Here is a 25983-nt window from a genome sequence, read left to right as displayed (position 1 = left end):
ACGGCGGCGCCGCTCCGGGCGCCGTTGACAGATCTGCCGCCGCCTGTTGCACTGTCGCCCTAACGAGGGCGGCGGCGCATGAAGGTCTACGGCGATACCAATTCCGGCAATTGCCTGAAGGTGAAGTGGGTGTGCGACCATCTCGCGCTGCCCTACACCTGGATAGCGGTCGATACGCTCAAGGGCGAGACGCGGACCGCTGAATTCCTCAAGCTCAACGGCGCCGGCCAGGTGCCGGCGATCGAACTCGCCGACGGCCGCACGCTGGCGCAGTCCAACGCCATCATCCGTTATCTTGCCCGCGGCTCCCGTCTCATTCCGCAAGATGCGTTCGCCGAAGCGAAGATGGACGAGTGGCTGTTCTGGGAGCAGTATAGCCACGAGCCGTACATCGCCGTATGTCGCTTCCTGATGTTCTATCTGGGCAAGCCGGCTTCCGATCTCGACCCCGACAAGGTCAAGCGCGGCTATGCGGCGCTGGCGCGGATGGAGTATCAGCTCGCCATCACGCCATTTCTGGTCGGCGACGCCGTCACGCTCGCCGACATATCGCTCCTGGCCTATACGCGCGTCGCCCATGAAGGCGGCTTTCATCTTGACGGCTATGCCGCGGTGCGCCGCTGGATCGGCGAGACCGAAAAATTCCTTGGCCTGCCGCCGGCGCGCTGACTTCACCGGAAATTGTCATGCCTGCCATCTCAGAGGTCACCATCCGCCGCGCACGCCGCGAGGACGTCAGCGCCATCGTCGCCATGCTGGCGGACGATCCGCTCGGCGGCGGCCGTGAGCGGATCGAGGATCCGCTGCCGCAATGCTATTTCACGGCGTTCGCGACAGTCGACCGCGACCCGAACATCCAGCTCGTAGTCGCCGAGGACGGCGAGGGCGCCGTGGTCGGTTGCCTGCAGCTCTGCATTCTGCCGGGGCTGAGCTCGCAGGGAGCCTCGCGCGGCCTGATCGAGGATGTCCGCGTCGCCTGCCACTGCCGCAGCCGCGGCATCGGCGAGCAGATGGTGCAGTGGGCGATTGCAGAAGCACGCGCCAACGGATGCAAGCTGGTCGAATTGCTGACGCACCACACCCGCGTAGATGCGCAACGGTTTTATGAGCGGCTGGGCTTTGCACGCAGCCATGTCGGCATGACCTTGCGATTTTGATCGCATGGCGTTTTCGAGCGAAGCCTGTCCCGCACTTGATGCGGGATGGAATCCGGTTCGCGTAAAGAAAATGCGCCAGGACAAAGATCAGCAACTGCGGTTGAGGCGCATCGGCGACGAATGCCTGAGGTAGTCGTCACTGTACGATCCGGTTAACAACCGATAAACTACGCGTGCGTCCGTGATTTTACGGGCAGGAACGTCTCCGCTATGCCGGCGTCTCCCATCGGGCTTGGGGCAGCTTTGGGGATCTCCAATGAAGAAATATTCGATTGTCCGGATCGGAAGCGAATATGTCGTGCAGGCCGGAGAGACCAGCATTTTGAAGGTCTCGAGCCGGCGACAGGCCGACAAACTGGTCACCGACGCCGCCGAACTTCTGCAGCAAGGGCCGGCGTCTTCCGAGGGCGAACAGCCATCAATCGGGCGTGAAGCTTCCGAAGTTTCTTGACGATCGGGCCCGTTTACCTTATGCACCGCGGTGGGACACCTCCCCCCAACGGGAGGCTTACTATCTGGAAGGATAGATCATGACTGTAGCGAAGCCCGCTTCGCGGCCGAACGTGCCGCATTTTTCTTCCGGCCCCTGTGCCAAGCGCCCCGGCTGGAATCCCCAAAATCTAAAGGACGCAGCCCTCGGCCGCTCGCATCGCGCGAAGATCGGTAAAGCCAAGCTCAAGCTCGCGATCGAACTGACGCGCGAAGTACTTGAAGTGCCGGCCGACTACAAGATCGGCATCGTGCCGGCGTCCGATACCGGCGCGGTCGAAATGGCGCTGTGGTCGCTGCTCGGTGCGCGGCCCGTCACCACGATCGCCTGGGAATCCTTCGGCGAGGGCTGGGTCAGCGACATCGTCAAGGAATTGAAGCTGAAGGACGTCATCAAGCTGCACGCCGGCTATGGCGATCTTCCCGACCTGAGCAAAGCCGATCCGGCTTCCGACATCGTCTTCACCTGGAATGGCACGACCTCGGGCGTGCGCGTGCCCAACGCCGACTGGATCAGCGCGACCCGCGAAGGTCTCACCATCTGCGACGCGACGTCGGCCGCTTTTGCGCAAGCACTCGATTTCGCAAAGCTCGATGTGGTGACGTTCTCCTGGCAGAAGGCGCTGGGCGGCGAGGCCGCGCATGGCATGCTGATCCTCTCACCGCGCGCGGTGGAGCGGCTCGAGACCTACAAGCCGGCCTGGCCGTTGCCGAAAATTTTCCGCCTGACCAAGGGCGGCAAGCTCAACCAGGGTATCTTCGAAGGCGAGACCATCAACACGCCGTCGATGCTGTGCGTCGAGGATTATCTCGATGCGCTGAACTGGGCGAAATCGATCGGCGGCCTCAAGGCGCTGATCGCGCGGGCCGACGCCAACACCAAAGTGCTTTCGGACTGGAAGGCGAAGACGCCGTGGATCGATTTCCTGGCGAAGGATGCCTCGATCCGTTCCAACACCTCGGTGTGTCTGAAGTTCACAGATCCCGCGATCACCTCGCTGACGGCGGATGCGCAGGCGGAGTTCTCCAAGAAGCTGGTCGCGCTGGTGGAGAAGGAAGCCGCCGGTTACGACTTTGCCTATTACCGCGATGCGCCTGCGGGCCTGCGGATCTGGTGCGGCGCCACCGTGGAAGCCTCCGACGTTGCGCTGTTGACGCAGTGGATCGACTGGGCGTTCGCCGAGGCCAAGGCCGCGTTGCCGAAGGCCGCTTAATCGTCACCCTCCCCTGGAGGGGGAGGGTCGACGCATCCGAAGGATGCGTCGGGGTGGGGTGATATCTCCGCGCCCGACGCACGCAGAGTTCGCAGCGACAGTTTCACCCCACCCCGGCGCTTCGCGCCGACCCTCCCCCTCCAGGGGAGGGTGTGAAGGATCACTCCAATGTCCAAACCCAAAGTTCTCATTTCCGACGCACTCTCTCCTGCTGCCGTTCAGATCTTCAAGGATCGCGGCATCGAGGTCGACTTCCAGCCCAATCTCGGCAAGGACAAGGACAAGCTCGCCGAGATCATCGGCAATTACGACGGTCTTGCGATTCGTTCCGCGACCAAGGCGACCGCGAAGATCATCGAGAAAGCAAAGAAGCTCAAGGTGATCGGACGCGCCGGCATCGGCGTCGACAATGTCGAGATTCCCGCGGCCACCGCCAAGGGCATCATCGTGATGAATACGCCGTTCGGCAATTCGATCACGACCGCCGAACATGCGATCACGCTGATGCTGGCGCTGGCGCGTGAAATTCCGCAGGCCGACGCCTCGACGCAGGCCGGCAAGTGGGAGAAGAACCGCTTCATGGGCGTCGAGATCACCGGCAAGACGCTGGGCGTGATCGGCTGCGGCAATATCGGCTCGATCGCCGCCGACCGCGCGCTTGGTCTGAAAATGAAGGTGGTCGCGTTCGATCCGTTCCTGTCGCCGGAACGCGCCAAGGACATCGGCGTCGAGAAGGTCGAACTCGACGAACTGCTCAAGCGCGCCGATTTCATCACGCTGCACACGCCGTTGACCGAGAAGACCAGGAACATCATCGACGCGGCGGCGATCGCCAAGATGAAGAAGGGCGTGCGTATCATCAACTGCGCCCGTGGCGGCCTGGTCGACGAGCAGGCGCTGGTCGAGGCGCTGAATTCCAAGCATGTCGCCGGCGCCGCCTTCGACGTGTTCGTCGAGGAGCCCGCCACCAAGAACGTGCTGTTCGGCCATCCCAGCGTGATCTGCACGCCGCATCTCGGCGCCTCCACCACGGAAGCGCAGGAAAACGTCGCGCTGCAGGTCGCCGAGCAGATGTCGGATTACCTGCTGACCGGCGCGATCTCGAACGCGGTGAACTTCCCCTCGATCACGGCGGAGGAAGCGCCGAAGCTGAAGCCGTTCATCGAACTCGCCGAAAAGCTCGGCTCGTTCGCGGGCCAGCTCACCGAGAGCGGCATCCTGAAGACTGAGATCACCTATGAGGGCCATGTCGCCGAGATGAAGATCAAGGCGATCACCTCGGCGGTGCTGTCGGGCCTGCTGCGGCCGATGCTGGGCGAAGTCAATGTGGTCTCCGCGCCCGTCGTCGCGAAAGAGCGCGGCATGGTGGTGGACGAGATCGTGCGCGCGGCGCAGAGCGATTACGAAAGCCTGATCACGGTGACCGTCACCACCGAACGGCAGGAGCGTTCCGTCTCCGGCACCGTCTATCACGACGGCAAGCCGCGGCTGGTCGACATCAAGGGCATCCGGGTCGACGCCGAGTTCGGCAAGTCGATGATCTATGTCACCAACGAGGACAAGCCCGGCTTCATCGGCAGCTTCGCCGGCCTGCTCGGCGACGCCAAGATCAACATCGCCACCTTCCATCTCGGCCGCGTCAAGCAGGGCGGTGACGCCATCGCGCTGGTCGAGATCGATGGGCCTGTGCCGGCGGAGGTACTTGCCAAGGTGCAGAAGCTGCCTCAGGTGAAGCAGGCCAAGGCGCTGGCGTTCTAGTCCCGTCGTCCTTTTCCCCTCAGAGAGGGGATTGCTTATCCTTCGCCGCGGTCCCGCCGCGGCGAAGCCACATGGTATTCCCAATCGAACCAGTTTCTTCCTCGCTGCGTCTCATGACCGGGAGTGGTGGGCGTTGTTGCGCGTTGCCATCCGGCGAATGGTTCAGGAGGGTATCCATGCGATTGATTGCGAACGTTTTTTTGACGACGAGCCTCGTCGCGCTCACGGCGCTTGCCGCCGGCCCGGTGCGCGCGGCCGAATTGGGCGCCAGTTCGGCGGTCGATGCGGTTACCGTCTATCCCGACGGCGCCAGCGTCACGCGGATCATCTCGCTCGATCTGCCGGCCGGCGAGAACTCAGCCGTTCTCAAGGATTTTCCGCTAACGCTGGATCCGTCATCCCTCCGGGTCGAGGGTGAGGCGGGCGCGAAATTCACGATCGGCGCGATCGACGCAAAACCGCCGCGCGCGGCGCCGCCGGTCAATCTGCCCGAGCTCGATAGGCGCATCGAGGCCCTGAAGGACGAGCGGGCCAATCTCCAAGGCGCAATCGATGCGGCGAAAGCGCGGCGCAAGTTCGCAGAACGCTTTGCCGATACGTCTCCCGCAGGGATCGGCGACAAGGGTGAGGCGCGGCCGATTGCCGAATGGCGCGCGGCCTTTGCCGCGGTCGGCGAGGAAATTGGCAGCGCCGACGCGGCCATCCGCGACGCCGAACGCAAGCAGCGCGAACTCGACCGCGAAATCGTGCGTCTCGAACAGGACCGGGCGCAGAAGCCGCCGAGTAAGCTGGAAGTTAAGATCGAACTCGCCGCTGCGGCCGCGACGAAAGCGACGTTGCGCGTCACCTATACCGTGCGCAACGCGCGCTGGATGCCGCTCTATGATGCCCGTCTCGACACCGGCACCAAGGACCGCAAGCCCGCGCTCGAACTGGTGCGCCGCGCCGAAATCACGCAAGCCACCGGCGAGGATTGGTCCAACGTTGCGCTCAGCGTCTCGACCGTGCGCACCGCGCGCGGCGGCAGCGCGCCCGACCTCAATTCGCTGATTGTGCAATATCCGCAACCGCCGCGTCCTGCTCAATCGGCCAGCGGCGGCTTGATGGATAATGCGAAGCCGCTGCTGCGCTCAGCACCGGCGCCCCAGGTAGCGGAGGCGCTCGCCGGGAAGGCCGAGGAACAGCAGGCCACTGCTGACGTCAGCAGCTTCCAGATGGTGTTCAAAATTCCCGGCCGCGTCAGCCTCAGCGCCAGCGAAGGCGCCAAGAGCCTGCGTGTTTCCACCGCGACCATTGCTCCCGATCTCGCCGTGCGCGCCGCGCCGGTGAAGGATCCGACCGCGTTCCTCGAAGCGAGCTTCAAGCAGAACGAGGACGCGCCGCTGTTGCCGGGCCGGGTCGCGATCTATCGCGACGGCGTCTTCGTTGGCCGTGGGCACATGGCTGCTGCGGCTAAGGACGAGACCGTGCGGCTCGGATTCGGCGCCGACGACAAGATCAAGATCGAGCGCACCGTCCTCAAGCGCAACGAGGGATCAGCCGGCCTGATCGTGACGACGTCGAAGACCGACGAGCGCGCGTTCAAGACCACTGTACGTAACGGCCATGATTTCCCGCTTCGGATCGCGATCGAGGATCAACTGCCGGTCAGCGAGAATGAAGAGATTCAGGTCGAAATGCTGCCGTCCACGACGCCGCCGACCGCGAGCAACCTTCGCGACAAGCGCGGCGTGCTGGAATGGGCTTTTGAGGCCAAGCCCGGTGAGGTCAGGGACATCAACTTCGCCTGGCGAATACGCTGGCCGAAGGACAAGGGCGTCGTGATGGTGCCGGCGGGCTGAGGCTCGCTGTCGCGGATAGTCTCCCTCTCCCCGTTCTTACGGGAATAGGGCAGGGGTGAGGGGCTATTTCCGCAGACTCAATCAGCAGTGATTACGCGGATAGAGCCCCTCACCCCGACCCTCTCCCCGCGAAAGGGCGGGGAGAGGGAGGGCACAGGCCATTACTTCGCCTTCAGGAACTCGCCGACTTCCAGCAGCACGAACTCATTATCGTCGGCCTTGTTCGGCTCGCGGCTGGACGAGAACGGCAGATTGTTGTCGTTGCCGACGATGATATGGGTGTCGTCGACCCGATCGACATTCTCGATGGTGAAGAACGGGAAGGTCAGCACGCCGTCGTTGAGCGGCTTGCGGGCCTTCTTGTCGGGATCCTTGATCTTCATCAGGTCGACATAGGCGATCTTGCGCACCGGCTTGCCGACATTGGCGTCGGAGAGTTCGATCTTGTAGACGCGCTTGAATTTCGCGAGGTCCGCAAAACAGTTCTCGCCGCGCTGGCCGGCCGGGCAGGCCTTGTCCGCGGTGCCTTCGCCATTGTCGCGCTCGATGATCAGGCCGCTCGTCGCGTCGATCATGTTGAAGTCGCCGATGGCGTGACCGTTGTGCTCGAACACGTAATGCCAATGGCGGCCGGTGAATTTTTCCGCAGCAACGTCGAATTCGAGGATCCGCGCGGCTTCCTTGCCGTCGACCTTTTCAACGTCCTTCTTCTCGGCATCCCACAGCGGGCCCTCGAGCAGACCGTACAGGAATTTGCCGTCCTTCGAGGCGGCAAAACCTTCATAGCCCTTGGAGCGGCGCAGATTGACCGTGGTGTAGCTCGCGCCTGGCGCGGCCGGCGACTGCACAAACCAATGATCGGGCGAGCGCACCGGCTTGCCGTCGGCGCTGGTTTCGAACACGGCGAGGATCTTGCCGGTCTTGTCGGTCTTCAGCACATAGGGCCCGAACTCGTCGCCGATCCAGAAGGTGTCGCCGACGATCTGAAAACCTTCGGTATCGAAATCGGCGCCGGTGAGATAACGCTTTGCGGTGTCCTCGTGCAGGATGCGGAACGGCACCTTCTTGTCGGGATCGTGCAGGAAGATGGTTTCCTGGCGCTCGATCTTGCCGGTCGCCCAGTCGATCTTGTGGCGGTTCAGATACAGCATCGAATCCGCCGAGTTGTAGCGCGAGCCCATGCCGTTGTCGGTGAGCACCCAGAACGAACCGTCCGGCATCACCTTGATGCCGGAATGGCCCTGCAGCGGCTGGCCCTTGAACGGCAGCGAGACGCCGGTCGGCCGCTCGTAGGATTTGCCCATCACGGTGCCGACGGCGTCGACGCGGCGGCCGGTGGTGTATTTGCCTGCGGTCTTGAGATCGCTAGGTGCATCGGCGGGCGCATCGATGAAAGTCTGCGCCGGCAGCACCGCATGGCCTTTCAGCGTTGCGGGAAACTCACCTTCGCCCTGGGCGAAGGCGGCGCCGGCCAGAAAAACAGACGCGACAGAGCAGAGCAATGACACGCGCATGGCGGATCTCCTGTGAGTGACGATGCGCCTGTCTTTGCGGAGGGGTGTTACAGTTGGCTGACAGTTCCGTGAACAACCTGTAACGCCGTTGGAAAAGCCTTGCGGCGTTATGCCGTCGGCGCGCCGGCCGGACGCATGGTCTGCGGCAGCAGGAACGGCACGCCCTGCTCGGTGTAGTCGATCGTCACGTCGACCTCGAAGATCCTGCGGATGGTTTCGGCCGTGATCGCGTCCGTGCGGCCGCCGTCGACGGCGAGCCGGCCGCGGTGCAGCAGCACGATCCGGTCGGCGAAGCGCATCGCCAGATTGAGATCGTGCAGCACGGCGATCACGGCCGTGCCGTTCTGCGCGCGCCGTTTCGCCGTTTCCACCAGATCGATCTGGTGGCGCATGTCGAGGCTGGAGGTCGGCTCGTCGAGCAGCAGAAGGCCCGGGCCATGCTGTTCTTCACCGCAGGCGAGCTGCACCAGCACGCGGGCGAAATGCGCGCGCTGCTGTTCGCCGCCGGAGAGCGTCGGCAATTGCCGATGACTGAAATGGGCGAGATCGACCTCGCCGAGCGCCGCATCGACCAGCCGCTGCGCGGCGGCGCGGCCGGTATCCCCCGCGCCCATATGGACGATTTCATCGACCGTGAACGGGAAGGTGACGTTGACGTGCTGCGACAGCATCGCGCGATGATGGGCGAGAAGGCGCGGCGGAAAGCTAAGGATGTCGCGCTGCTTCAGCCTGATCTGCCCCCGCGTCGGCCGGAGATCGCCGGACAACATCCGCAGCAGCGTCGATTTGCCGGCGCCGTTGGGGCCGACAATCGCGACCATCTCGCCGGCTGCGATGCGCAGATCGATGCCATCGACCAGCGTGGCGCCGCCGACCGTCATCGAGACCGACTGCGCTTCGAGAATGGCGGTCATAGCGAAACCAGCCCGCGCTGGCGGAGCAGCATGCCTAGGAAGAACGGCGCACCGATGGCAGCCGTCAGGATGCCGATCGGCATTTCCGCAGGCGCCACGATGGTGCGGGCCAGCGTATCGGCGCCGACCAGCAGCACTGCACCCAATAGCATTGAGGCCGGCAGCAGCAGCCGGTGCGCAGGCCCGATCACCAGCCGCAACAGATGCGGTACCACGATGCCGACAAATCCGACGACGCCGCAGACAGAGACGGCAACGCCGGTCATCGCCGACACCAGCACGATCGAAATCCGCTTCAATCGTTCGACATCGACGCCGCTGTGAAATGCCTCGGCCTCGCCCAGCACCAGCACATCGAGCCCGCGCGCAATCGAGAGGCAGGCGATCGCTGCCAGGCCCAGCACCGGCGCCAGCGTGGCGAGCTTGGGCCAGGTCGCGCCGCTCAGCGAGCCCAATAGCCAGAACGTGATGTCACGCAACTGGCGGTCATCGGCGATGAACACGAGTAGCCCTATGCCGGCATTGGCGATGGCCGCGATGGCAATGCCGGCCAGCAGGAAGATCGCGATCGACGTCCGCCCCGAGCGGCTCGCGATCGAGTAAAGGATGATCGTGGTCACCAGCGAGCCTGCGAAGGCCGCAATCGGCAGCAAGTGATTTTGCATGAAATGAAGGCTTTGGCCGATCTGGCTGTCGGTGATGACGATCGCCGCGGCGGCTGCAAATGCGCCGCCGGAGGAAACGCCGACCAGCGCGGGGTCGGCGAGGGGGTTGCGGAACAGCCCCTGCATGATGGCGCCCGATGCCGCGAGCAGCGCGCCGACCATCGCAGCGGCGCCTATCCGCGGAATCCGGATCGACCACAGCACGAGCTGGTCGCGCGCGAGCGATGAACTGGCTGAGGCGTCCGCCCACAGGCCGAGCGCGGCCGGCAACCGCGCCAGCGGAATTCCGGCGGCGCCCACCGTGAGTGCGACCAGTGCCGCACCGGCAAGCGCGGCGAGCAGGCAGATGAGGGTCAGCGAAGCCGGCGGGCGAAACGCATATCCGCTGCGGCGCTTCGCGCCTGCCTCAGTGACAGCGGTCATTGCCGGCAATCGGCGGTGAGTGCCGCCGGCTTGAACTCCTCCGCCTGCGGCGCCAGCGCCGGATAGAGCTTTACCGAGAGGTCGCGCGCTGCGGCTGCCGTGCGCGGGCCGAAGCCGAGCAGATAGAGGCCTTCCATGGAGATGAAGGTCTTGTTGGCCGCGACCGGGGTCAGCGCGAAGGCGGGATGGACATATACGGCTTCCGCTTCCACCGAGTCCTTGCCGCGCTGGATCGAAAGCACGACGTCGGGCTTTGCCGCGACGATCGCCTCGTCGTTGATGATCTTGTAGCCGTCATAGCCGTCGATGGCGTTGACACCACCGGCGAGCGCGATGATCTCATTCGCCGCGGTATTTTTTCCGGCGGCCATCGCGCGGCCGTTCAGCAGCGACATCACGAACATCACGCGGACCGGCTTGGTCACCTTGGCGCGCAGCTCGCGAAGTTGGGCCAGATCGCCGGCGACCGCCGCCGTCAGGCATTCGGCGCGCTTGTCCGCGCCCATGGCGTGACCGACCAGCTTGATCTTGTCGATCAGGCCCGCTTCCGAAAAGGTTTCCGGCACCAGCACCAGCGGCACCTTGGCTGCCTCCAGCACGTCCATGGTTTCCTTCGGCCCGGATCCCTGCACTGCCAGCACCAGCGAGGGATTGAGCCCAAGAACGCCCTCGGCCGAAAGCTGGCGCATATAGCCGACGCTCGGTTTGTCGCGCAGCGCTGCGGGCGGATAGAAGCTGGTGGAGTCGACGCCGGCCAGCCTGTCCTCGAAGCCCAGGGCATAGAGAATTTCGGTAATCGCGCCGCCGATCGAGACGATCCGCGCGGGATCTGAGATCGTGACGTCGCGGTTACGGGCATCATGCACCGTAATGCCCGCAGCGACCGCGACGCCGCTGAGCAGGAAACAGCCCGCGGCGGCGGACAATGCGAGCGTGCGACAAATTGCCATTGCCGGGTCACCTGGTTGAGTTCGCTTGGTCAGGTTCACTTGGTCAGGATCAGCTTGTTCTGCGACGTCAGCCGCAGGCGATAGCTGTCCTCGCCATGCGCGATGATGATCTCGCGCTCGGTCGCGAACAGTTCGCGGCTGTCGATCCGGTTGCCGTTGATAGCGAGCGATCTGGCGGCGGACTTACCGGCTTGCGTCCGGGCACCTCCAACTTTGTCTCCTGTTGTTGCGGACATCTGGTTTGTGGCGCCCCGAAAGCTCTGTCTGATGCCATGTTTGTACAGTTGCGGTGTGCCGCAATCCAACCGTGGCAATTTACAATTGATATAAAGTGCCTGATGCGGTTCTTGACCGCCTGGAACCTGCCACGTAACCAAGTATGACACGATGCGGGCACGTGCCTGCGTTGCGAATGTGGCAGCCAGCAAGCAGCTCGCGATTAACACGCGGCGCCCGCCAGCCAGACCCAAGAGCAGATATTGGCGGGGTTGGGGTTGCATGGCTGACGGGGCTAGGATTTCGCGCGCCCTCTTGTTGGGCGCGTCGGTGGTTTCAATTGCATTGCTGGGTGGGGAAGCCGGCAACGCGCAGACGGCGGATAGGCAGGCTGCCAGCGGCTCGTCCGAGCGGCAGAAGCAGTCCCGGCGCAAGCCGGCGGAGCCGCCGCAGGATCAGCAGGCAAGCGCGCCGGCGATGAATGCGCGGGCGCAGATCGGCAGCGCACCCGTGCAGTCGCTCGATACGATTACGGCGGTCGCGACCAAGACCGAGGAGCGCGCGATCGATGCGCTGGCGCCGGTCAGCGTGGTGACGTTGGAAGAGATTCAGGGGCGCCAAGCCAGCACGCTCGGCGGCCTCCTCTACAATATTCCCGGCGTGTGGGTGCAGGATCGCGGCGACGAGCCGTCGACCTCAATCAATATTCGCGGCTTGCAGGACTTTGGTCGCGTTGCCGTGGTGGTCGATGGCGCACGGCAGAACTATCAGCGCACCGGCCATTTCGCGAACGGCTCCTTTTTCCTCAACCCGGAATTGGTCAGCAGCATCGACATCGTGCGGGGGCCGACGGCCAACATCTACGGCTCTGGCGCGATCGGCGGCGTTGCGTCATTCCGCACCAAGGACATCGACGACGTTGTTCGCCCGGGCGAGCGTTGGGGTGTCGACGCAAAGACCATACTCGGAACCAATCAGGGGCGGGCCCTTGGTTCGCTGTTCGGCGGTGTCCACGTCACTCCGGACGTGGATTTCTTTGCCGGCGGCACCTACAGCACGCAGGAAAGCTACAAGGACGGCACTGGTTTCGAAGTCGCCAATACCGGAAACCGGCTCACCGCAGGCCTTGCCAAGGTGACGGTGCGCCCTGCTGACGGGCACGAAGTCAAGCTCGGCACAATATTCCAGGAAGACCTTTACAGCGTGGGTCAGCCGCCGCGCCGGGCCGGTGATCCCAATTCCACCAATCCGAACGGGACCAATAACCTCAACGGCACGTCGATCTACAGGACCGACGTAAAGAACTACACGACGACGCTCGGCTGGAAATACTCGCAGCCGGACGACAAGGTTTTCGATTGGGATGCGAAGGTCTACTGGAATCGCACCGAGAACGACCAGATCAAGACGTTCCACACCAGCGTGACTCCCTCCGCATTTTGCGGCGGCGTGCCGGGCAATCCGGTCTCCGGCTGCATCGGCGACAACCGCGGTTACCTGCTCGATACGGTCGGTTTCGACGCGCACAACACCTCGCGCTTCGAGTATGCGGATTGGCACCATGCGGTCACGTACGGCGCCGATGCGTTCCAGGACAACGTGAAGACGGCCGACCGGCGCGGTACCTCGGATGTCACGACTCCGGGCGGAAGGCGTACGGTGTCCGGCGGGTTTGTCCAGTGGAAGGCGACATACAGCAACCTGCTGGAGACGATCAGCGCACTTCGCTACGACAACTACAGCCTGGAGTCGGGTGCAACATCTTCGGGGGGCGACCGGCTGTCGCCGAAGATCACGGTTGCTTTGATGCCAGTGGCGGTGGTGACGCCCTATGCCAGTTATGCAGAAGGCTACCGCGCGCCGTCGATCACGGAGACGCTGGTCAATGGCCCGCATGCCGGCGCTACCGCCTTCGATTCATTCTTCCGTTGTCCGTCAGGTACGCCGGGGCCGGGCGCGGACTCCACCTTCTGTTTCCTGCCTAATCCGAACCTGCGTCCCGAGGTCGGCAAGAACAAGGAAATCGGCTTCAACATCCGAAAGAACGATCTGTTCATCGCCGGTGACAGCTTCCGCGGCAAGATCAACTTCTTCCGAAACGATATCACGGACTTCATCGACCAGGTTGCGTTCGGTACGCCGCACCCGATTTTCCGCGCCCTGCCGTTCCTGCAGTATCAGAACGTCGCGTCGGCACGAATTCAGGGCTTCGAGGCCGAGACGATGTATGACGCCGGCCTCTGGTACGCGGGGATTTCCGGCTCCTTCCAGGATGGCAAGAACCTGCAGACGGGGTTTGGACTGTATAGCGTCCCGCCGCAGAAGATCACGACTACGGCCGGTGTCCGGCTGCTCGACAGAACGCTCATTCTTTCCATGCTGTGGACGTCGGCGATCGCAAACCGGAACATTCCTCCGACCTACACGCCGGCTACCTCGTACGACCTCGTCAACCTGTATCTGCAGTATCAGCCGACGCGGGATCTCACCTTCAATTTCTCGGTCGAGAACCTTCTCAACCAGTACTATCGGCCGTACGCTATTCCGGTCGGGAGCGCGGGCGACTCGCAGAACGACGTCAAATGGGCCAGCGCTGGCGCCGGCATCGTCTTCAAGGGCGGCCTCAGATATCACTTCGGAGGAACCTGACACGAAGAATCCACGGTCTCGCGCGAGGCCATCACCTCCGAACGCACCGGGCCGCGCTGCTCAAGCGCGGTTTCGGCGCGTTTCATGTTTCCAACCAAGTCAAATGGTACGCCAGGCGCACCCAGCAACCCAGCAAGGAGATTTCAAAATGTTCATCGCGATGAACCGGTTCCAGGTGAAGATTGGCTCTGAAGCGGCCTTCGAAAATGTCTGGCGCTCACGCGAGTCCTATCTCAGCAACATGACCGGCTTCGTCGAGTTTCACCTGCTCAAGGGGCCCGTCGCCGAGGATCACACGCTGTATTCGTCGCACACGGTCTGGGTCGACAAGGCGGCGTTCGAAGCTTGGACCAAATCGGAAGAGTTCCGCCGTGCCCACGCCCGCGCCGACAACCAGACCGGCGAAAGCCTCTACCTCGGCCATCCCAAGTTCGAAGGGTTCGAGGTGATCCTGAGCGAGCGCAAGTCCAGCGCTGCCGCGTGACGAGGAGGGCTGTCATGTTGAGCACGGAGCTTGCCGAACTCAAGGCCCATATGGCTGATAATCCGGGCGCGGTGATCGAGGACGTGGCGCGGGAGCGCAAAGTCGCGCCGCGCGCTGTGCTCGAGGCGCTGCCCGACACGATGGTGCGCTTCGGCCCCGGTGGTGAATTCGCCGCCGCGATGAACGATGTCGCGCAATGGGGCGAGGTGACGCTGATCGTCCATACCGATGATGCGATCTTCGAATTCACCGGCAGCGTGCCTGCGGGAGAGATTGGCCGCGGCTATTTCAACCTGATGCAGCCGAAAGGGCTGCACGGCCATCTCCGGCATGGTCGCTGCGCGGCGATCGCCTTCGTCGAGCGGCCCTTCATGGGCAAGTCGTCGGCCTTCATCGCGTTCATCAATGTGGACGGCGGCATCATGTTCAAGGTGTTCGTCGGCCGCGACGAGACGCGCGCGCTGCGCAGCGACCAGTTGCAACGCTTTCACGCGCTTGCGGAAAGGATCGCGCCCGCCCGCGCGGCGTAGCCGATCCCTAATTGTCAGCCCGGGAGACGACCATGCAGCGAACAGTGCTCGACGTTATGATTCGTTGGTGTGTCGCGGCCGGCGTAGCCGCCTTGCCGGGTGCGGCGCTCGCCGCCACCGACGTGGCGCTGTTGCCGCGCAACCTGTCGCCCTGGAACATGTTCGTGAATGCGGACGTGGTGGTGCAGGGGGTGATGATCGGGCTCGCCTTCGCCTCCCTGGTGACGTGGACGATCTGGCTGGCAAAAACCGTCGAGATCCGCCGCAAGACCGCGACTGCCAAACGGCGCTTGAGCCTGCTGGAAACCGACACTGTGCTCGCCAAGGCCGAGCTGGAAAGCCGCGGCGGCAATGACGCCGTGGCGCAGATCATCCAGTCCGCCGCGCGCGAGGCCAGCCTCTCAGGCGGCCATTTCGACGATGGTCTCAAGGAGCGGGTGGCGCTGCGGCTGGAGCGGGTCGAGGCCGCGATGTCGCGGCAGATTGCCCGTGGTACCGGCGTGCTCGCCACCGTCGGCGCCACCGCGCCGTTCGTCGGCCTGTTCGGAACGGTCTGGGGCATCATGAACTCGTTCATCGGCATTTCCGAAGCCAAGACCACCAACCTTGCCGTGGTCGCGCCGGGCATTGCGGAAGCCTTGCTGGCGACCGCGCTTGGTCTGGTCGCGGCGATCCCGGCGGTCGTGATCTACAACCATCTCACCCGCACGATCGCAGCCCATCGTGCGTTGCTCGGCGATGCCTCGGCGCTCGTGCTGCTGCTGATCAGCCGCGAGGGCGACCGCGGCTCGTTCCGGCTTGCCCGCGCCGCGGAGTGAAGCGATGGGCGTGAAGCTCGGTCAAGCAGTCGGCGCACGGGCGCGCGGCGGCAGCGACGATCTTGTCGAGTCTCACGAGATCAACGTCACGCCGTTCATCGACGTGATGCTGGTGCTCCTGATCATCTTCATGGTTGCCGCGCCGCTCGCAACAGTCGATCTCGGCGTCGATCTTCCCGCCAGCGCCGTCGAGCCGTCGCCGCGCCCGGACAAGCCGGTGTTCGTCACCGTGAAGCCGGATCTTTCGATGGCGGTTGGCGAGGACATCGTCGCGCGCGATACGCTGACCGCGACCCTCGATGCCGCCACCAAGAGCGACAAGAACGAGCGCATTTTTCTGCGCGCCGACAAGGCCGTTAGTTATGGCGACCTGATGGAGGTGATGAACCTCCTGCGCAACGCCGGCTACCTCAAGATCGCACTGGTCGGCCTCGACGGCCGCAGTTAACCGGTCATGAACGCCTTCGCCTTGCATGATGTCTCCGACCAGGCCGCCGTCCGGCGCTGGGGAGTTTCGGCGATGGCGATCGTCGCCGCCCATGCCGCGCTGATCGCATTGGCTATGAACTGGTACACTCAGCGGCCCGAGCCCGGCGTGGCGGTACCCACCATCATGGTCGATCTCGCGCCCATTACGTCGTCCCCCGAAGCGGCACCGATGGACATGATGCCGGGACCTGAGATGCAGCAGGCGGACGCGTCGCCGCCCGAGCCCGCGGCCGCAGAGGCCGTGCCGGAGCAGATCGAACCGACCCCGCCGCAGGAGAAACCGGAAGTCGTTGCGCCGCCGGAGCAGAAGCTGCAGCCCACGCCGCAAGAGCTCGAGCCGGCGCAGATCGTCCCGGACCGGAAGCCGGTACCGGTGAAGCCGAAAATCGTCCGGCCAGACGCCAAGAAGCCTTCGGAGGCACCGGCGCCGCGTACCAGCGCGCCGCCGCGCGCCGAGCGTCAGGCACCTGCCGCATCGGCGATCAGCGCGGGTGCCTCTGCCTCAGCGATGGCGACCTACACTCAGCGGGTCCGCGCGCATTTGTTGCGCTTCCATAAATATCCATCCGGCGGCAACGGCCAGCGCGGCGTCGTCAGGCTGTCCTTCACGCTGGGCCGCGGCGGTCAGGTACTATCGAGCCGCATCGGCGGCTCTTCGGGAGTTCCTGCGTTCGATGCGCTGGCCATGGCATTGGTTCGCCAAGCTCAGCCATTCCCTGCATTTCCGCCCGAGATCGCTTACGGGTCGATGCCCATTAACGTCCCGGTGGAGTTCAAGCCCAAATAGGGGGACGGCACGCAGCGGTGCCTTACTCTTTCACCGCGCCCGTCAGCGACGACACGTAGTAATCCACGAACAGCGAATAAAACAGCGCGACTGGCAGCGAGCCGAGCAGGGAGCCTGCCATCAGCGCGCCCCACTGGTAGACGTCGCCGGTGACGAGCTCGGTCAGGATCGCGACTGGCACCGTCTTGTTGGCGCCGCTCTGGATGAAGGCGAGTGCGTAGATGAACTCGTTCCACGACAGCGTGAAGGAGAAGATGCCAGCCGAGATCAGGCCGGGCACGGCGAGCGGCAGCGTGATCCGCCGCAGGATCTGCAGCCTTGTGGCGCCGTCGACCAGCGCGCATTCCTCCAGCTCATACGGGATCGATTTGAAATAGCCGATCAAGAGCCAGGTGCAGAACGGCACCAGGAAGGTCGGATACACCAGGATCAGCGCCATCGGAGAGTCGAACAGGCCGAACTGCACGATCACGGTTGCCAACGGAATGAACAGGATCGAGGGCGGCACGAGATAAGCGAGATAGATGCCGAGGCCCACGTAAGGGCTGCCGCGGAAGCGTAGGCGCTCGATCGCGTAGGCGGCAAGCGTCGAGGCAAACAGCGACAGGAAGGTGGAGCCGATCGCCACGAACATCGTGGTCTTCAACCAGGTCGGATAGGCGGTGTTGAACAAGAGATGCTTGATATGCGCAAGCGTCGGCGAGGAGATCCAGAACGGGTTGTGCTCCCTGTAGTTCAGAAGCTCCGCGTTCGGTTTGAACGAGGTGATCGCCATCCAGTAGAACGGGAACAGCAGGATCAGCACGAAGCAGGACAGCGGCAGGTAGATCATCATCACCCGCCGCGCACGGGAATCCCACGCCATGGTGTCCGGCGTGGCGCTGCCGACATTGGTGGATTGGGCGGCTGCGTCAGTCATTGGCTTCTCCCTGCTGCCATTTGCGGCGCGCGAGGCCGAAGTAGCTGAACAACGTCGCGAACACGAGGAACGGGACCATCGACACCGCGATCGCGGCGCCCTCGCCGAGCTCGCCGCCGGCGATGCCGCGCTGGAAGGCAAGTGTCGCAAGGAGATGCGTGGAGTTGACCGGCCCGCCGCGGGTGATGGCGTAGACGAGCTGGAAGTCGGTGAAGGTGAAGATGATCGAGAACGTCATCACGATCGCCAGGATAGGCAGCATCATCGGGAAGGTGATGTAGCGGAAGCGCTGCCAGGCGCTGGCGCCGTCGAGCATCGCCGCCTCATAGAGCGACGGCGAGATGGTCTGCAGCCCCGCCAGGAGCGAGATCGCCACGAAAGGAATGCCGCGCCAGATGTTGGCTACGATCAGCGAGAAGCGCGCCGGCCAGGGCGTGCCGAGGAAGTCGATATAGGTGGTGCGGATATGCAGCACGTCGACCAAAAGATAGGAAATGATGGAGAACTGCGGATCGTAGATCCACCAGAACGCCAGCGCGGACAGCACCGTCGGCACGATCCATGGCAACAGCACGATGGCGCGGAGCAGACTCTTGAGCGGGAAGTGGTTGTTGAGCAGCAGCGCCAGCCAGAAGCCGAGCGCGAATTTCCCGAAGGTCGCGATCCCTGTGTAGAAGATGCTGTAGAACACCGCGCCCCACCACAAGGGATCGGTCCATAGATACTGGAAATTCTCCAGGCCGATATAGATGCCGCGCTGGCCGATCGTGGTGTCGGTGAAGGCGAGCCAGACGCCGAGGCCCAGCGGGTAGGTGAGGAACACCGTCAATAGCCCGATCGCCGGCGTGAGGCACATCACGATCAGGAACGGCTTGTAGTCGAACAAGCGCGCGACCCAGCCCGGTTGCCGGAGCGCGATGCCGCGCGATGGGAGGGTTGTTACAGACATCGGATTCCTGACCTGTCAGACTTTCAAGGTCATTCCGGGGCGATGCAAAGCATCGAACCCGGAATCTCGAGATTCCGGGTCTGGTGCTTCGCACCATCCCGGAATGACGGCGTGTCAATCGCTCCTAAGCAATGACGGTTGACCAGATTTGCGGTTCAGCCGCGGCCCTGTCGCCGGAAGTACCGCTTCGCGCGCTGCTCCGCTTCCGCGGCTGCGGCCTCCGGGGTCGAGGCGCCGGTGGCAACCGCTGCGCACATCTGGATCAACACGTAATCGGCGCTGACGGCACCGGTTGCCGTCGAGATCGGGCCCTTGTAGCCGTCGTAATAGGTGCTGTTCATGGTGTTCTTGAAGATCTTGACCTTGGGATCGCTGGACCAAACAGCGGCGTCGGCATAGGCCGCAAGCGGCTGCGACCAGTAGCCTGAGTTGGCGTTGAGCCACGGCTCGTACTGGTCCTTTTCCAGCATGAATTGCAGGAACGCCTTTGCGGCGTTGGGATACGGGCTGTGCTTGAACAGCATCGCGTTCAGCGTCAGCCCCGCCATCGGTGAAATCTTGGCGAGGCCCTTCGGAAGAAGCTGGTGTTCGCTGTCCTCGGCGATTGCGCGGGTCGCCGGATCGTTTTTCAGCGAGAAGTACAGCGATACGCCGTTGGCGGTCAGCGAGATTTCCTGCGAGGAGTAGGCGCGGTTGTTGCTGACGTCGTTCCACGACGGCGTGCCGGCGATGAAGGTCGGGTACAGCTCCTTGACCCAGTTCAGCGCGGCGATGGTCTCCTTGCTGTTGATGACGATGTTACCCTCTTCATCGAGCAGGGAAGCGTTGTGCGACCACAGCGCCCAGTTGGCAAAACCGTTTCCGTCGCCCTTGGCATTGCCGAGCGCGAAGCCGGCCGGCTTGCCGGCCTTTTGCAGCTTGCGGCACAGGTCCAGAATTCCGGCATGATCCTCCGGAACCTTGTCGAAGCCGACCGATTGCAGCACCGATTTGCGGTAGATCAGGGGGCCGGCGGTGGCGCCGAACGGCAATCCGATCCAGGCGTCGCTCTTGTTGCGCTTGCCGTATTTCTGCGCCAGCGCCTGCCAGCCGCCATAGCGTTTGCCGAGATAGTCGGCCACGTCGGTCATCTCGACCAGCTTGTCGATGTAGATGTGCGGCGCATCGGAGAAGCCGATGATGATGTCGGGGCCGGCGCCGGAGTTCGAGGTCACCGCGGTCTGCTGGCTGATGTCCTCCCATCCGACGAAGTCGACCTTGACCTCGACGCCGGTCTCCTTGGAGAATTTGGCGGCATTGGCGCGGAACACGTCCTCGTCGGCCTGCACGAAGCGCACCGGGCGCAGCATGCGCAGGCTCGCGCCTTTTTCGATCGCAAGCTTGGGGGCGGGAACGTCGGCGGCCTTGATGGCGGATGCGGTTTGCGCCGATGCGCCGGTCGCGGCCAGCGCAGCGGCGGAAACGCCCAAAGCCAACGCTTCACGACGGGTGATGTCGTTCTTCATGCTTCTCTCCCTGTTCTGGTTCCCGGCGTTGATCGCCAGTGAACGTCGTTCGCAATACTTTTCCGGCGCCTCTAGCTGTTCGGGCCGCGATCCATGCTGACAGGCTGCCAGCGGCGGAGCGAGGTGTTTTGCAGCACCGACGGATTGACGCAGCTTACCGGCCACATCCCCTGCAGGACCAGTGACAATTCGTAGCCCACGCGGCGCTTGCGCGCCTCGTCGAAACGTGCCGAGGCCGAGGCCACATGGGCGGTCAGGGTGACGTTTTCCATCGAAAGCATCGGGTTGTTGTGGGACGGCGGCTCCTTTTCCAGCACGTCGAGGGCGGCATGGGCAATCCAGCCTTCCTGCAGCGCCTTGATCAGCGATTCCTCGTCCACCGTGGCGCCACGGCCGGTATTGATGAAGACGGCGGATTTTTTCATCTGGCGGAAATGCTTCTCGGTGAGCATGTGATGCACTTCGGGGCGCGCCGGCGCATGCATCGAGACGAAGTCCGACTGCGACAGCACCTCCGACAGCGTCGCCGGCATCACGCCGTGATCGTACATCAGCGTTTCCTGGATGAAGGGGTCGTAGGCCATCATGCGCAACCCGAACGGGGCGGCGCGCTTGGCGACTGCGCGGGCCACCCGGCCGAAGGAGATGAAGCCAAGCGTCTGGCCCATCAGCCGCGGGATCTTCAAAAGCGCAGGCCGGCCTTCAGACCAGCGGCCGGTGCGCACCATCTTGTCCTGCTCGACCAGCCGCCGAAAACCCGCCAGCAAAAGCATCATGGCGTGGTCGGCGACCTCCTCGATGAAGGTGTCGGGGATGTTGGTGACGGGAATGCCGCGGGCCGTGGCGGCCTTGACGTCGACTGAGTCGACCCCGACGCTGCCGAGCGTGATCACCTTGCAGTTTTCGAGGGCGTCGATAATCGCTTTGGTGATCGGCATGCCCTTGGCGTAGATCGCGTCCGCAGTCTTGGCTGAGGCGATGAATTCCGCCTCGTTGGCCGGCGCCTCGATGATTTCGGCCCCGATCGGATCGAGCGCTTCGTTCTCATAATCGTAGCCGCCGCCGGCGACCGTGAAGCTTGCGCCCTTCGGCGTCACTACCCTGAATTTCGGCATTTCCTGCTCCCGATTTCATTCTTCGGTGTTAATTTAAGGCGGCGGGCGCCGCCCCTTTTCTTTACGCGACTTCATCTTTTACGCGACCTGACCGCTGCCCGCTACAATCGCGGGTTGCCGCCTCAAGCGGAAGCGGCGTTTCGGCCGCACTTCCGCTGGTCTTCGTAACAAAGCGCTAAAGGGTCTCACGATATTGTGCGCCGAATCAATCGGCCAATCGCGTGCCACGCGCCAATTTCCGGAGACCCCCGTGAAGCTGACAAATCTGAAGATCACCCCCAAGCTCGGCATTCTGGTGGGAGTGACCCTGCTCGGCCTCTGCGTGGCCGGCGTGCTGGCGGGCTATTTGATGCAGCGTGAGATGCTGAATGCGCGGATCGAGCAGACCAAGGCGATCGTCGACATGGCGCGCAACATGGCGCTCGGCCTGCAGAAGCAGGTCGCCGCGGGTCAGATGACCAAGGAAGCGGCGATTGCCGAGTTCAGCAAGCGCGGCAATACGCTGACCTTCGACAACGGCAACGGCTACGTGTTCGCCTACACGATGGATGGCGTCGCCGTGCTGGCGCCGGTTCCCAGCCAGATCGGCCAGAACCGCATGGACATCGACACGGGTGGCAGAAAACTCGTGCGCGAACTGCGCGACGGCGTCGCGGCGAACGGCGAAATCATGCTGCGCTATGAATTCCGCAAGCCGGGACAAGAAGAGCTGATCCGCAAATTCTCCTATGCGGTTCCGATCCCTGGCTGGAACATGTTCGTCGGCACCGGCGCCTATCTCGACGATCTCGACACCAAGATGAAGCCGATCGCCGCAGTGCTCGGAATTGCCGTTCTCGGCATCGCCGTGATCGCAGGCGGCATCGCCTGGATGATCGGACGCAGCATAGCGAAGCCGCTCGGCCAGCTCGGAACTCGCATGCAGGACCTCGCCGAGGGCCGGCTGGACGGCGAAATTCCCGGCATCGGCCGCGGCGACGAGATCGGCGCAATGGCCGCGACCGTTCAGATTTTCAAGGACAACGCGCTGCGCATCCGCGGGCTTGAACAGAAGGAAGCCGAGGTGCAGGCGCGCGCCGAGGCCGAACGGCGGGCGGCGATGGACAGCATCGCCAGCGACTTCGAGCGCAGCGTGACCGGCATTGTGCGCTCGGTATCGACGGCGGCCGCCGGCATGCAGACCACCGCGCAATCCATGACCACGACCGCCAGCGATGCCAGCGCGCGCGCGGCGACCGTCGGCGCGGCGTCGCAGCGCTCGTCCGACAATGTCGGCACGGTGGCGTCGGCTGCGGAAGAGCTCTCCAGCTCGGTGACCGAGATTTCCCGCCAGGTGGCGCGCTCCAGCGAGATCGCCACCAAGGCGGTCAGCGACGCCGAGCGTACCAACGCCACCGTCAGCGCGCTCTCGACCGGCGCCGAGAAGATCGGCGAAGTGGTCAAGCTGATCCACTCGATCGCGGCGCAGACCAATCTGCTCGCGCTCAACGCCACTATCGAGGCGGCGCGCGCCGGCGATTCCGGCCGCGGCTTCGCGGTCGTGGCGTCGGAAGTGAAGGCGCTCGCCAACCAGACCGCGAAGGCGACCGAGGAGATCTCCTCCCAGGTCGCCGCCATGCAGTCCTCGACCAGCGAGGCGGTGGCGTCGATCGGCGGTATCACCGAAACCATCGCCCAGATGAGCGAGATCACGGTCTCGATCTCGACCGCCGTCGAGCAGCAGGGCGGCGCCACCCGCGAGATCGCCCGCAACATTCAGTCGGTGGCGGCCGGATCGAACGAGATCTCCGCCCATATCGGCGGCGTCACCACGGCGGCGGCCGCGACCGGCAAGGCGGCGTCCGAGGTGCTGGCGAACGCCCGCGAGCTCGACACCCAGTCCGGCATGCTGCGCAACGCGGTCGACGAATTCCTCGGCAAGGTAAGGGCGGCGTAGTCAGAGTTGTCATGCCCCGCGCAGGCGCGCATCCAGTACGCCGCAGCGTCAATGATGAATTGCGGACGGCACGGCGTACTGGATCGTCCGCCTTCGCGGACGATGACGACCTTATGGCCAGAAGGGCCGTAGGGTGGGCAAAGCGAAGCGTGCCCCCATTCACAAAGACGGTCCAACGCATAGATGGTGGGCACAGGCAAGTGCGCCTTTGCCCACCCTACGCACCTACGCGGCGCGGCATCTACTGCTTCTCGATTCCCGCGCCTTCAATCAGCTTCTCCCACACCTTGAGCTGCTCCTTCACGAAGGCGTCGAACTCTTCCGGCGTGCCGGAGAATGCTTCCATGCCGCGCTCGGCGAGTTGGCTCTTGATGTCGGGGCGCTCGACGACCTTGCGGATTTCCGCGTTCAGCCTGGCGACGACATCCTTCGGCATGCCAGCGGGGCCGAAATAGCCTTGCCACGAGGTGATGTCGAAACCCTTCACCGTGTCGTTCATGGTCGGGAGATCGGGCAACAATGCCGAGCGCTGCTTGGTGGTGACCGCGAGCGCCTTCAGCGCCTTGGCGTTGACGTGGGGCAGGCCGGTCGGGACGTCGATGAACATCATGGAGACGCGGCCGGCGATCAGGTCGGTCAAGGCGGGCGGCGAGCTCTTGTAGGGGACGTGAAGCAGATCGATGCCGGCGAGGCGGGCAAACGTTGCGCCGGAGACGATCGCAGCCGAGCTGCCGCTGGCATAGGAGTATTTGCCCGGCTCCTTCTTCGCCAGCGCAATCAGTTCTGCCACCGAGTTCGCCGGGATATCCGGGTGAATCACCAGCATGAAGGGCAGGTCGCCGCTGCGCGCGATCGGCGTGAAGTCCTTGACCGGGTCGTAGGTCATGTTCTTCATCAAATAAGGATTGGCCGAATGCGGTGTGTTGGTTGACACCATCAGCGTGTAGCCGTCCGGCGCGGAGCGGGCCACCTGGCTTGCCGCGAGCGAGCCGTTGGCGCCCGGCTTGTTTTCGATCACGATGCCAGCGCCGAGCGCGGTGCCGAGCTCCTTCGAGATAATGCGCGTCGTGGTGTCGGTGCCGCTGCCGGCAGCGAACGGCAGCACCAGCGTGATGTTGCGGTTCGGGTAGGGCGCCTGCGCGGAAGCCGTGGCGATGAGCGCCAACATCAGGGGGGCCGCCACGGCAACGTGCCGGTACCACTTCAAAGTTGCGAACATTTAGTCGTTTCCTCAGCTCTTTTTGTGTTGGATTGGCGGGCAAGCTAGCCTGCCGAGATCGAAAGTGGAAGCCGGTAAGACGGCTCACTACGTATCGAATGGTGCCCCGGGCGCGTCGCATCATAAAATGATGCGACGTTGAACCGGGGCCCATCGCGCTGGGTCCCGGCTCTGCGGAGCAGCGCTGAAGTAGCGCTGCACCGCGTCCGGGACACGCAATCCCTCACACCTTGCTTGCCGAAGCCCGCCGTGACGCGATCACCACGCCGGCCAGCACCAGCGCGTAGCCCACCAGATGGAATAACCGCAACTGCTCGCCGAGCAGGAGGATCGCCATCGCCGAGCCGAACACCGGCACCAGATGAAAGAACGGCGCCGCACGATTGGGCCCGATCAGCGCCAGCCCGCGGTTGAAGAACAGGTAGGCCAGCGTCGAGGGAAAGATCACCGCATAACCCAGCGTCGCCATCGAGATCATGTCGAACTTCAGTGTGGCACCGGTCGAAAACTCCCAGATCGAGAATGGCAGCAGCATCAGCGCGCCGCAGCAGGTGGTGAATGAAATCAGCGACAGCGCGTGCGTCACCGGCCGGCGCGGGATCAGCGCCGAATACAATCCGAACGACACCAGCGAGCTTGCAAACATCAGGTCGCCGCGGTTGAAGCTGATGCTGGCGAGCGCGCTGAAATCACCGCGCAGGATGATGGTCAGCACGCCCGCGAGCGAGATGGTGATGCCGGCGAGCTGCGCGCCGGTCAGGCGAATCCCGAACAGCGCCAGCGACCATAGCGCGACAAACAGCGGCCCCGCCGACTGGATCAAAAGCGCGTTCAGCGCCTCGGTATATTGCAGAGCCCAATAGGAGATCGCGTTGTTGTAGGCGAACCCGACCAGCGACAGAAACAGCATCATCGGCAGATGTGCGCGCAGCACCGGCCAGTCCTGCTTCAGATGCGACCAGGCAAAGGGCAGCAGGATCAGAAAGGTGCCGATCCAGCGGACGCAGGACAGCGTCAACGGCGGCACATGGCCGGCGACATGGCGCGCCAGCACGATGTTGCCGGCCCAGAACAGCGAGGTCAGGCTCAATAGCAGATAAGGCTGGTTGTTCAGCCACCGGACGGGACGAAAGGACGGCGGCGCTGGTGCGGGCTGGGTCATGGTCGCGAGGCGAGTAGGGCCGGATTTTCCGCAACGCGACAAGTCCCGTGCGCGCAATGCTACAATGTTCTGCGCATTATCCGGTACCGATGATCAAGGCCCGGGGCGGCACGCTGCTGTGGACCGGCGAAGCCAAGGCGGTCGCGCGTACCCGTAGATGGGGTAACGGGCCCGGTCTGCCCTCCAAGCAAGCCGCGCTTGCTACGGCGCTGTTGAATGCGCGCTTCGCGCGGCTTGCTTGGAAGGCGGGCGGTCGTCCCTCACATGGATGGTGTTACGG

24 protein-coding genes and 1 pseudogene are annotated in these 25983 nt (G+C 63.8%); 14 read left to right on the top strand and 11 right to left on the bottom strand.

Annotated elements, in window-relative coordinates; translation table 11 throughout:
• The first annotated feature begins 78 nt into the window (after positions 1–78).
• The 6 genes from GWE18_RS34520 (at position 79) to GWE18_RS34495 (ending at position 6459) form a co-directional block, all read left to right on the top strand.
• Positions 79–669 carry a glutathione S-transferase family protein gene (locus GWE18_RS34520; protein ID WP_275190139.1) on the top strand — a complete coding sequence of 197 codons (591 nt, stop codon included), beginning with the start codon at positions 79–81 and terminating at the stop codon, positions 667–669.
• 17 nt (positions 670–686) lie between these two features.
• Complete coding sequence (locus GWE18_RS34515) at positions 687–1157, top strand: GNAT family N-acetyltransferase (protein WP_275190138.1); 471 nt, start codon at positions 687–689, stop codon at positions 1155–1157.
• A gap of 256 nt (positions 1158–1413) precedes the next feature.
• Entirely contained in the window at positions 1414–1608 is a 195-nt protein-coding gene (locus tag GWE18_RS34510; protein ID WP_275190137.1) for a hypothetical protein, read from the top strand.
• Between the two features lie 79 nt (positions 1609–1687).
• Positions 1688–2860, top strand: coding sequence for a phosphoserine transaminase (locus GWE18_RS34505; RefSeq protein ID WP_275190136.1), 1173 nt, complete (start codon positions 1688–1690; stop codon positions 2858–2860).
• 168 nt (positions 2861–3028) lie between these two features.
• Positions 3029–4618, top strand: coding sequence for a phosphoglycerate dehydrogenase (gene serA, locus GWE18_RS34500; RefSeq protein WP_275190135.1), 1590 nt, complete (start codon positions 3029–3031; stop codon positions 4616–4618).
• Between the two features lie 176 nt (positions 4619–4794).
• Entirely contained in the window at positions 4795–6459 is a 1665-nt protein-coding gene (locus tag GWE18_RS34495) for a mucoidy inhibitor MuiA family protein (protein WP_275190134.1), read from the top strand.
• Between the two features lie 161 nt (positions 6460–6620).
• Here the strand turns inward: GWE18_RS34495 and GWE18_RS34490 are convergent, their stop codons facing one another.
• The 5 genes from GWE18_RS34490 to GWE18_RS34470 all read right to left on the bottom strand — a co-directional run bounded on the left by GWE18_RS34490 (position 6621) and on the right by GWE18_RS34470 (position 11161).
• Complete coding sequence (locus tag GWE18_RS34490; RefSeq protein ID WP_275190133.1) at positions 6621–7973, bottom strand: esterase-like activity of phytase family protein; 1353 nt, start codon at positions 7971–7973, stop codon at positions 6621–6623.
• Between the two features lie 107 nt (positions 7974–8080).
• Positions 8081–8887 (bottom strand): heme ABC transporter ATP-binding protein, encoded by an 807-nt coding sequence (locus GWE18_RS34485; protein WP_275190132.1) that lies wholly within the window; start codon positions 8885–8887, stop codon positions 8081–8083.
• Entirely contained in the window at positions 8884–9975 is a 1092-nt protein-coding gene (locus GWE18_RS34480; RefSeq protein ID WP_275190130.1) for an iron chelate uptake ABC transporter family permease subunit, read from the bottom strand. The genes GWE18_RS34485 and GWE18_RS34480 overlap by 4 nt, the downstream gene beginning before the upstream one ends.
• Positions 9972–10925: a hemin ABC transporter substrate-binding protein gene (locus GWE18_RS34475; protein WP_275190129.1), complete on the bottom strand. Its 954-nt coding sequence runs from the start codon at positions 10923–10925 to the stop codon at positions 9972–9974. Before GWE18_RS34475 ends, GWE18_RS34480 begins: the two co-directional genes overlap by 4 nt.
• A 35-nt stretch (positions 10926–10960) precedes the next feature.
• Positions 10961–11161: a hemin uptake protein HemP gene (locus GWE18_RS34470; protein WP_275190128.1), complete on the bottom strand. Its 201-nt coding sequence runs from the start codon at positions 11159–11161 to the stop codon at positions 10961–10963.
• Between the two features lie 262 nt (positions 11162–11423).
• Between GWE18_RS34470 and GWE18_RS34465 the strand changes: the two genes are divergently transcribed.
• The 6 genes from GWE18_RS34465 to GWE18_RS34440 all read left to right on the top strand — a co-directional run bounded on the left by GWE18_RS34465 (position 11424) and on the right by GWE18_RS34440 (position 16898).
• Positions 11424–13790, top strand: a complete 2367-nt coding sequence (locus GWE18_RS34465; RefSeq protein ID WP_275190127.1) for a TonB-dependent hemoglobin/transferrin/lactoferrin family receptor — start codon at positions 11424–11426, stop codon at positions 13788–13790.
• A gap of 148 nt (positions 13791–13938) precedes the next feature.
• Positions 13939–14274, top strand: a complete 336-nt coding sequence (locus tag GWE18_RS34460) for an antibiotic biosynthesis monooxygenase (RefSeq protein WP_275190125.1) — start codon at positions 13939–13941, stop codon at positions 14272–14274.
• Between the two features lie 14 nt (positions 14275–14288).
• Positions 14289–14804 carry a heme utilization cystosolic carrier protein HutX gene (gene hutX / locus GWE18_RS34455; protein WP_275190124.1) on the top strand — a complete coding sequence of 172 codons (516 nt, stop codon included), beginning with the start codon at positions 14289–14291 and terminating at the stop codon, positions 14802–14804.
• 32 nt (positions 14805–14836) lie between these two features.
• Positions 14837–15622 carry a tonB-system energizer ExbB gene (exbB, locus tag GWE18_RS34450; protein ID WP_275190122.1) on the top strand — a complete coding sequence of 262 codons (786 nt, stop codon included), beginning with the start codon at positions 14837–14839 and terminating at the stop codon, positions 15620–15622.
• Positions 15623–15626: 4 nt separating this feature from the next.
• Positions 15627–16070 (top strand): TonB system transport protein ExbD, encoded by a 444-nt coding sequence (exbD, locus tag GWE18_RS34445; protein WP_275190120.1) that lies wholly within the window; start codon positions 15627–15629, stop codon positions 16068–16070.
• A 6-nt stretch (positions 16071–16076) separates the two neighbouring features.
• Positions 16077–16898, top strand: a complete 822-nt coding sequence (locus GWE18_RS34440) for an energy transducer TonB (protein ID WP_275190119.1) — start codon at positions 16077–16079, stop codon at positions 16896–16898.
• A 22-nt stretch (positions 16899–16920) separates the two neighbouring features.
• Here GWE18_RS34440 and GWE18_RS34435 read toward each other — a convergent pair whose 3' ends face one another.
• The 4 genes from GWE18_RS34435 to GWE18_RS34420 form a co-directional block, all read right to left on the bottom strand.
• A complete protein-coding gene (locus tag GWE18_RS34435) occupies positions 16921–17817 on the bottom strand; it encodes a carbohydrate ABC transporter permease (RefSeq protein ID WP_057853366.1) in 897 nt (298 codons plus the stop codon).
• Positions 17810–18766: a sugar ABC transporter permease gene (locus tag GWE18_RS34430; protein WP_275190118.1), complete on the bottom strand. Its 957-nt coding sequence runs from the start codon at positions 18764–18766 to the stop codon at positions 17810–17812. The genes GWE18_RS34435 and GWE18_RS34430 overlap by 8 nt, the downstream gene beginning before the upstream one ends.
• A 155-nt stretch (positions 18767–18921) precedes the next feature.
• Positions 18922–20271: an extracellular solute-binding protein gene (locus GWE18_RS34425; protein ID WP_275190117.1), complete on the bottom strand. Its 1350-nt coding sequence runs from the start codon at positions 20269–20271 to the stop codon at positions 18922–18924.
• A 71-nt stretch (positions 20272–20342) separates the two neighbouring features.
• Positions 20343–21386, bottom strand: a complete 1044-nt coding sequence (locus GWE18_RS34420; RefSeq protein ID WP_275190116.1) for a C-terminal binding protein — start codon at positions 21384–21386, stop codon at positions 20343–20345.
• 250 nt (positions 21387–21636) lie between these two features.
• On the opposite strand from GWE18_RS34420, the gene GWE18_RS34415 reads away from it, so the two are divergent.
• Positions 21637–23322 carry a methyl-accepting chemotaxis protein gene (locus tag GWE18_RS34415; RefSeq protein ID WP_275190115.1) on the top strand — a complete coding sequence of 562 codons (1686 nt, stop codon included), beginning with the start codon at positions 21637–21639 and terminating at the stop codon, positions 23320–23322.
• Positions 23323–23563: 241 nt separating this feature from the next.
• Here the strand turns inward: GWE18_RS34415 and GWE18_RS34410 are convergent, their stop codons facing one another.
• Both GWE18_RS34410 and GWE18_RS34405 read right to left on the bottom strand, forming a co-directional pair.
• A complete protein-coding gene (locus GWE18_RS34410; RefSeq protein WP_275190195.1) occupies positions 23564–24490 on the bottom strand; it encodes a tripartite tricarboxylate transporter substrate binding protein in 927 nt (308 codons plus the stop codon).
• A gap of 274 nt (positions 24491–24764) precedes the next feature.
• Complete coding sequence (locus GWE18_RS34405) at positions 24765–25703, bottom strand: DMT family transporter (RefSeq protein WP_275190114.1); 939 nt, start codon at positions 25701–25703, stop codon at positions 24765–24767.
• Between the two features lie 89 nt (positions 25704–25792).
• On the opposite strand from GWE18_RS34405, the pseudogene GWE18_RS34400 reads away from it, so the two are divergent.
• A pseudogene (locus GWE18_RS34400) lies at positions 25793–25983 on the top strand (hypothetical protein); the annotation flags it as partial.

The organism is Bradyrhizobium sp. CSA112, assembly GCF_029051645.1.
In the GTDB taxonomy this organism is placed as follows: Bacteria; Pseudomonadota; Alphaproteobacteria; order Rhizobiales; family Xanthobacteraceae; genus Bradyrhizobium.
Note: the sequence above shows the minus strand (reverse complement) of the source record. Positions and strands in the feature narration are given on the sequence as shown.

What these genes read in the sequence shown, in the direction of transcription:
- GWE18_RS34520 (WP_275190139.1), top strand. Translation starts at nt 79, where the DNA reads ATGAAGGTCTACGGCGATACCAATTCCGGCAATTGCCTGAAGGTGAAG.
- GWE18_RS34515 (WP_275190138.1), top strand. Translation starts at nt 687, where the DNA reads ATGCCTGCCATCTCAGAGGTCACCATCCGCCGCGCACGCCGCGAGGAC.
- GWE18_RS34510 (WP_275190137.1), top strand. Translation starts at nt 1,414, where the DNA reads ATGAAGAAATATTCGATTGTCCGGATCGGAAGCGAATATGTCGTGCAG.
- GWE18_RS34505 (WP_275190136.1), top strand. Translation starts at nt 1,688, where the DNA reads ATGACTGTAGCGAAGCCCGCTTCGCGGCCGAACGTGCCGCATTTTTCT.
- serA (WP_275190135.1), top strand. Translation starts at nt 3,029, where the DNA reads ATGTCCAAACCCAAAGTTCTCATTTCCGACGCACTCTCTCCTGCTGCC.
- GWE18_RS34495 (WP_275190134.1), top strand. Translation starts at nt 4,795, where the DNA reads ATGCGATTGATTGCGAACGTTTTTTTGACGACGAGCCTCGTCGCGCTC.
- GWE18_RS34490 (WP_275190133.1), bottom strand. Translation starts at nt 7,973, where the DNA reads ATGCGCGTGTCATTGCTCTGCTCTGTCGCGTCTGTTTTTCTGGCCGGC.
- GWE18_RS34485 (WP_275190132.1), bottom strand. Translation starts at nt 8,887, where the DNA reads ATGACCGCCATTCTCGAAGCGCAGTCGGTCTCGATGACGGTCGGCGGC.
- GWE18_RS34480 (WP_275190130.1), bottom strand. Translation starts at nt 9,975, where the DNA reads ATGACCGCTGTCACTGAGGCAGGCGCGAAGCGCCGCAGCGGATATGCG.
- GWE18_RS34475 (WP_275190129.1), bottom strand. Translation starts at nt 10,925, where the DNA reads ATGGCAATTTGTCGCACGCTCGCATTGTCCGCCGCCGCGGGCTGTTTC.
- GWE18_RS34470 (WP_275190128.1), bottom strand. Translation starts at nt 11,161, where the DNA reads ATGTCCGCAACAACAGGAGACAAAGTTGGAGGTGCCCGGACGCAAGCC.
- GWE18_RS34465 (WP_275190127.1), top strand. Translation starts at nt 11,424, where the DNA reads ATGGCTGACGGGGCTAGGATTTCGCGCGCCCTCTTGTTGGGCGCGTCG.
- GWE18_RS34460 (WP_275190125.1), top strand. Translation starts at nt 13,939, where the DNA reads ATGTTCATCGCGATGAACCGGTTCCAGGTGAAGATTGGCTCTGAAGCG.
- hutX (WP_275190124.1), top strand. Translation starts at nt 14,289, where the DNA reads ATGTTGAGCACGGAGCTTGCCGAACTCAAGGCCCATATGGCTGATAAT.
- exbB (WP_275190122.1), top strand. Translation starts at nt 14,837, where the DNA reads ATGCAGCGAACAGTGCTCGACGTTATGATTCGTTGGTGTGTCGCGGCC.
- exbD (WP_275190120.1), top strand. Translation starts at nt 15,627, where the DNA reads ATGGGCGTGAAGCTCGGTCAAGCAGTCGGCGCACGGGCGCGCGGCGGC.
- GWE18_RS34440 (WP_275190119.1), top strand. Translation starts at nt 16,077, where the DNA reads ATGAACGCCTTCGCCTTGCATGATGTCTCCGACCAGGCCGCCGTCCGG.
- GWE18_RS34435 (WP_057853366.1), bottom strand. Translation starts at nt 17,817, where the DNA reads ATGACTGACGCAGCCGCCCAATCCACCAATGTCGGCAGCGCCACGCCG.
- GWE18_RS34430 (WP_275190118.1), bottom strand. Translation starts at nt 18,766, where the DNA reads ATGTCTGTAACAACCCTCCCATCGCGCGGCATCGCGCTCCGGCAACCG.
- GWE18_RS34425 (WP_275190117.1), bottom strand. Translation starts at nt 20,271, where the DNA reads ATGAAGAACGACATCACCCGTCGTGAAGCGTTGGCTTTGGGCGTTTCC.
- GWE18_RS34420 (WP_275190116.1), bottom strand. Translation starts at nt 21,386, where the DNA reads ATGCCGAAATTCAGGGTAGTGACGCCGAAGGGCGCAAGCTTCACGGTC.
- GWE18_RS34410 (WP_275190195.1), bottom strand. Translation starts at nt 24,490, where the DNA reads ATGTTGGCGCTCATCGCCACGGCTTCCGCGCAGGCGCCCTACCCGAAC.
- GWE18_RS34405 (WP_275190114.1), bottom strand. Translation starts at nt 25,703, where the DNA reads ATGACCCAGCCCGCACCAGCGCCGCCGTCCTTTCGTCCCGTCCGGTGG.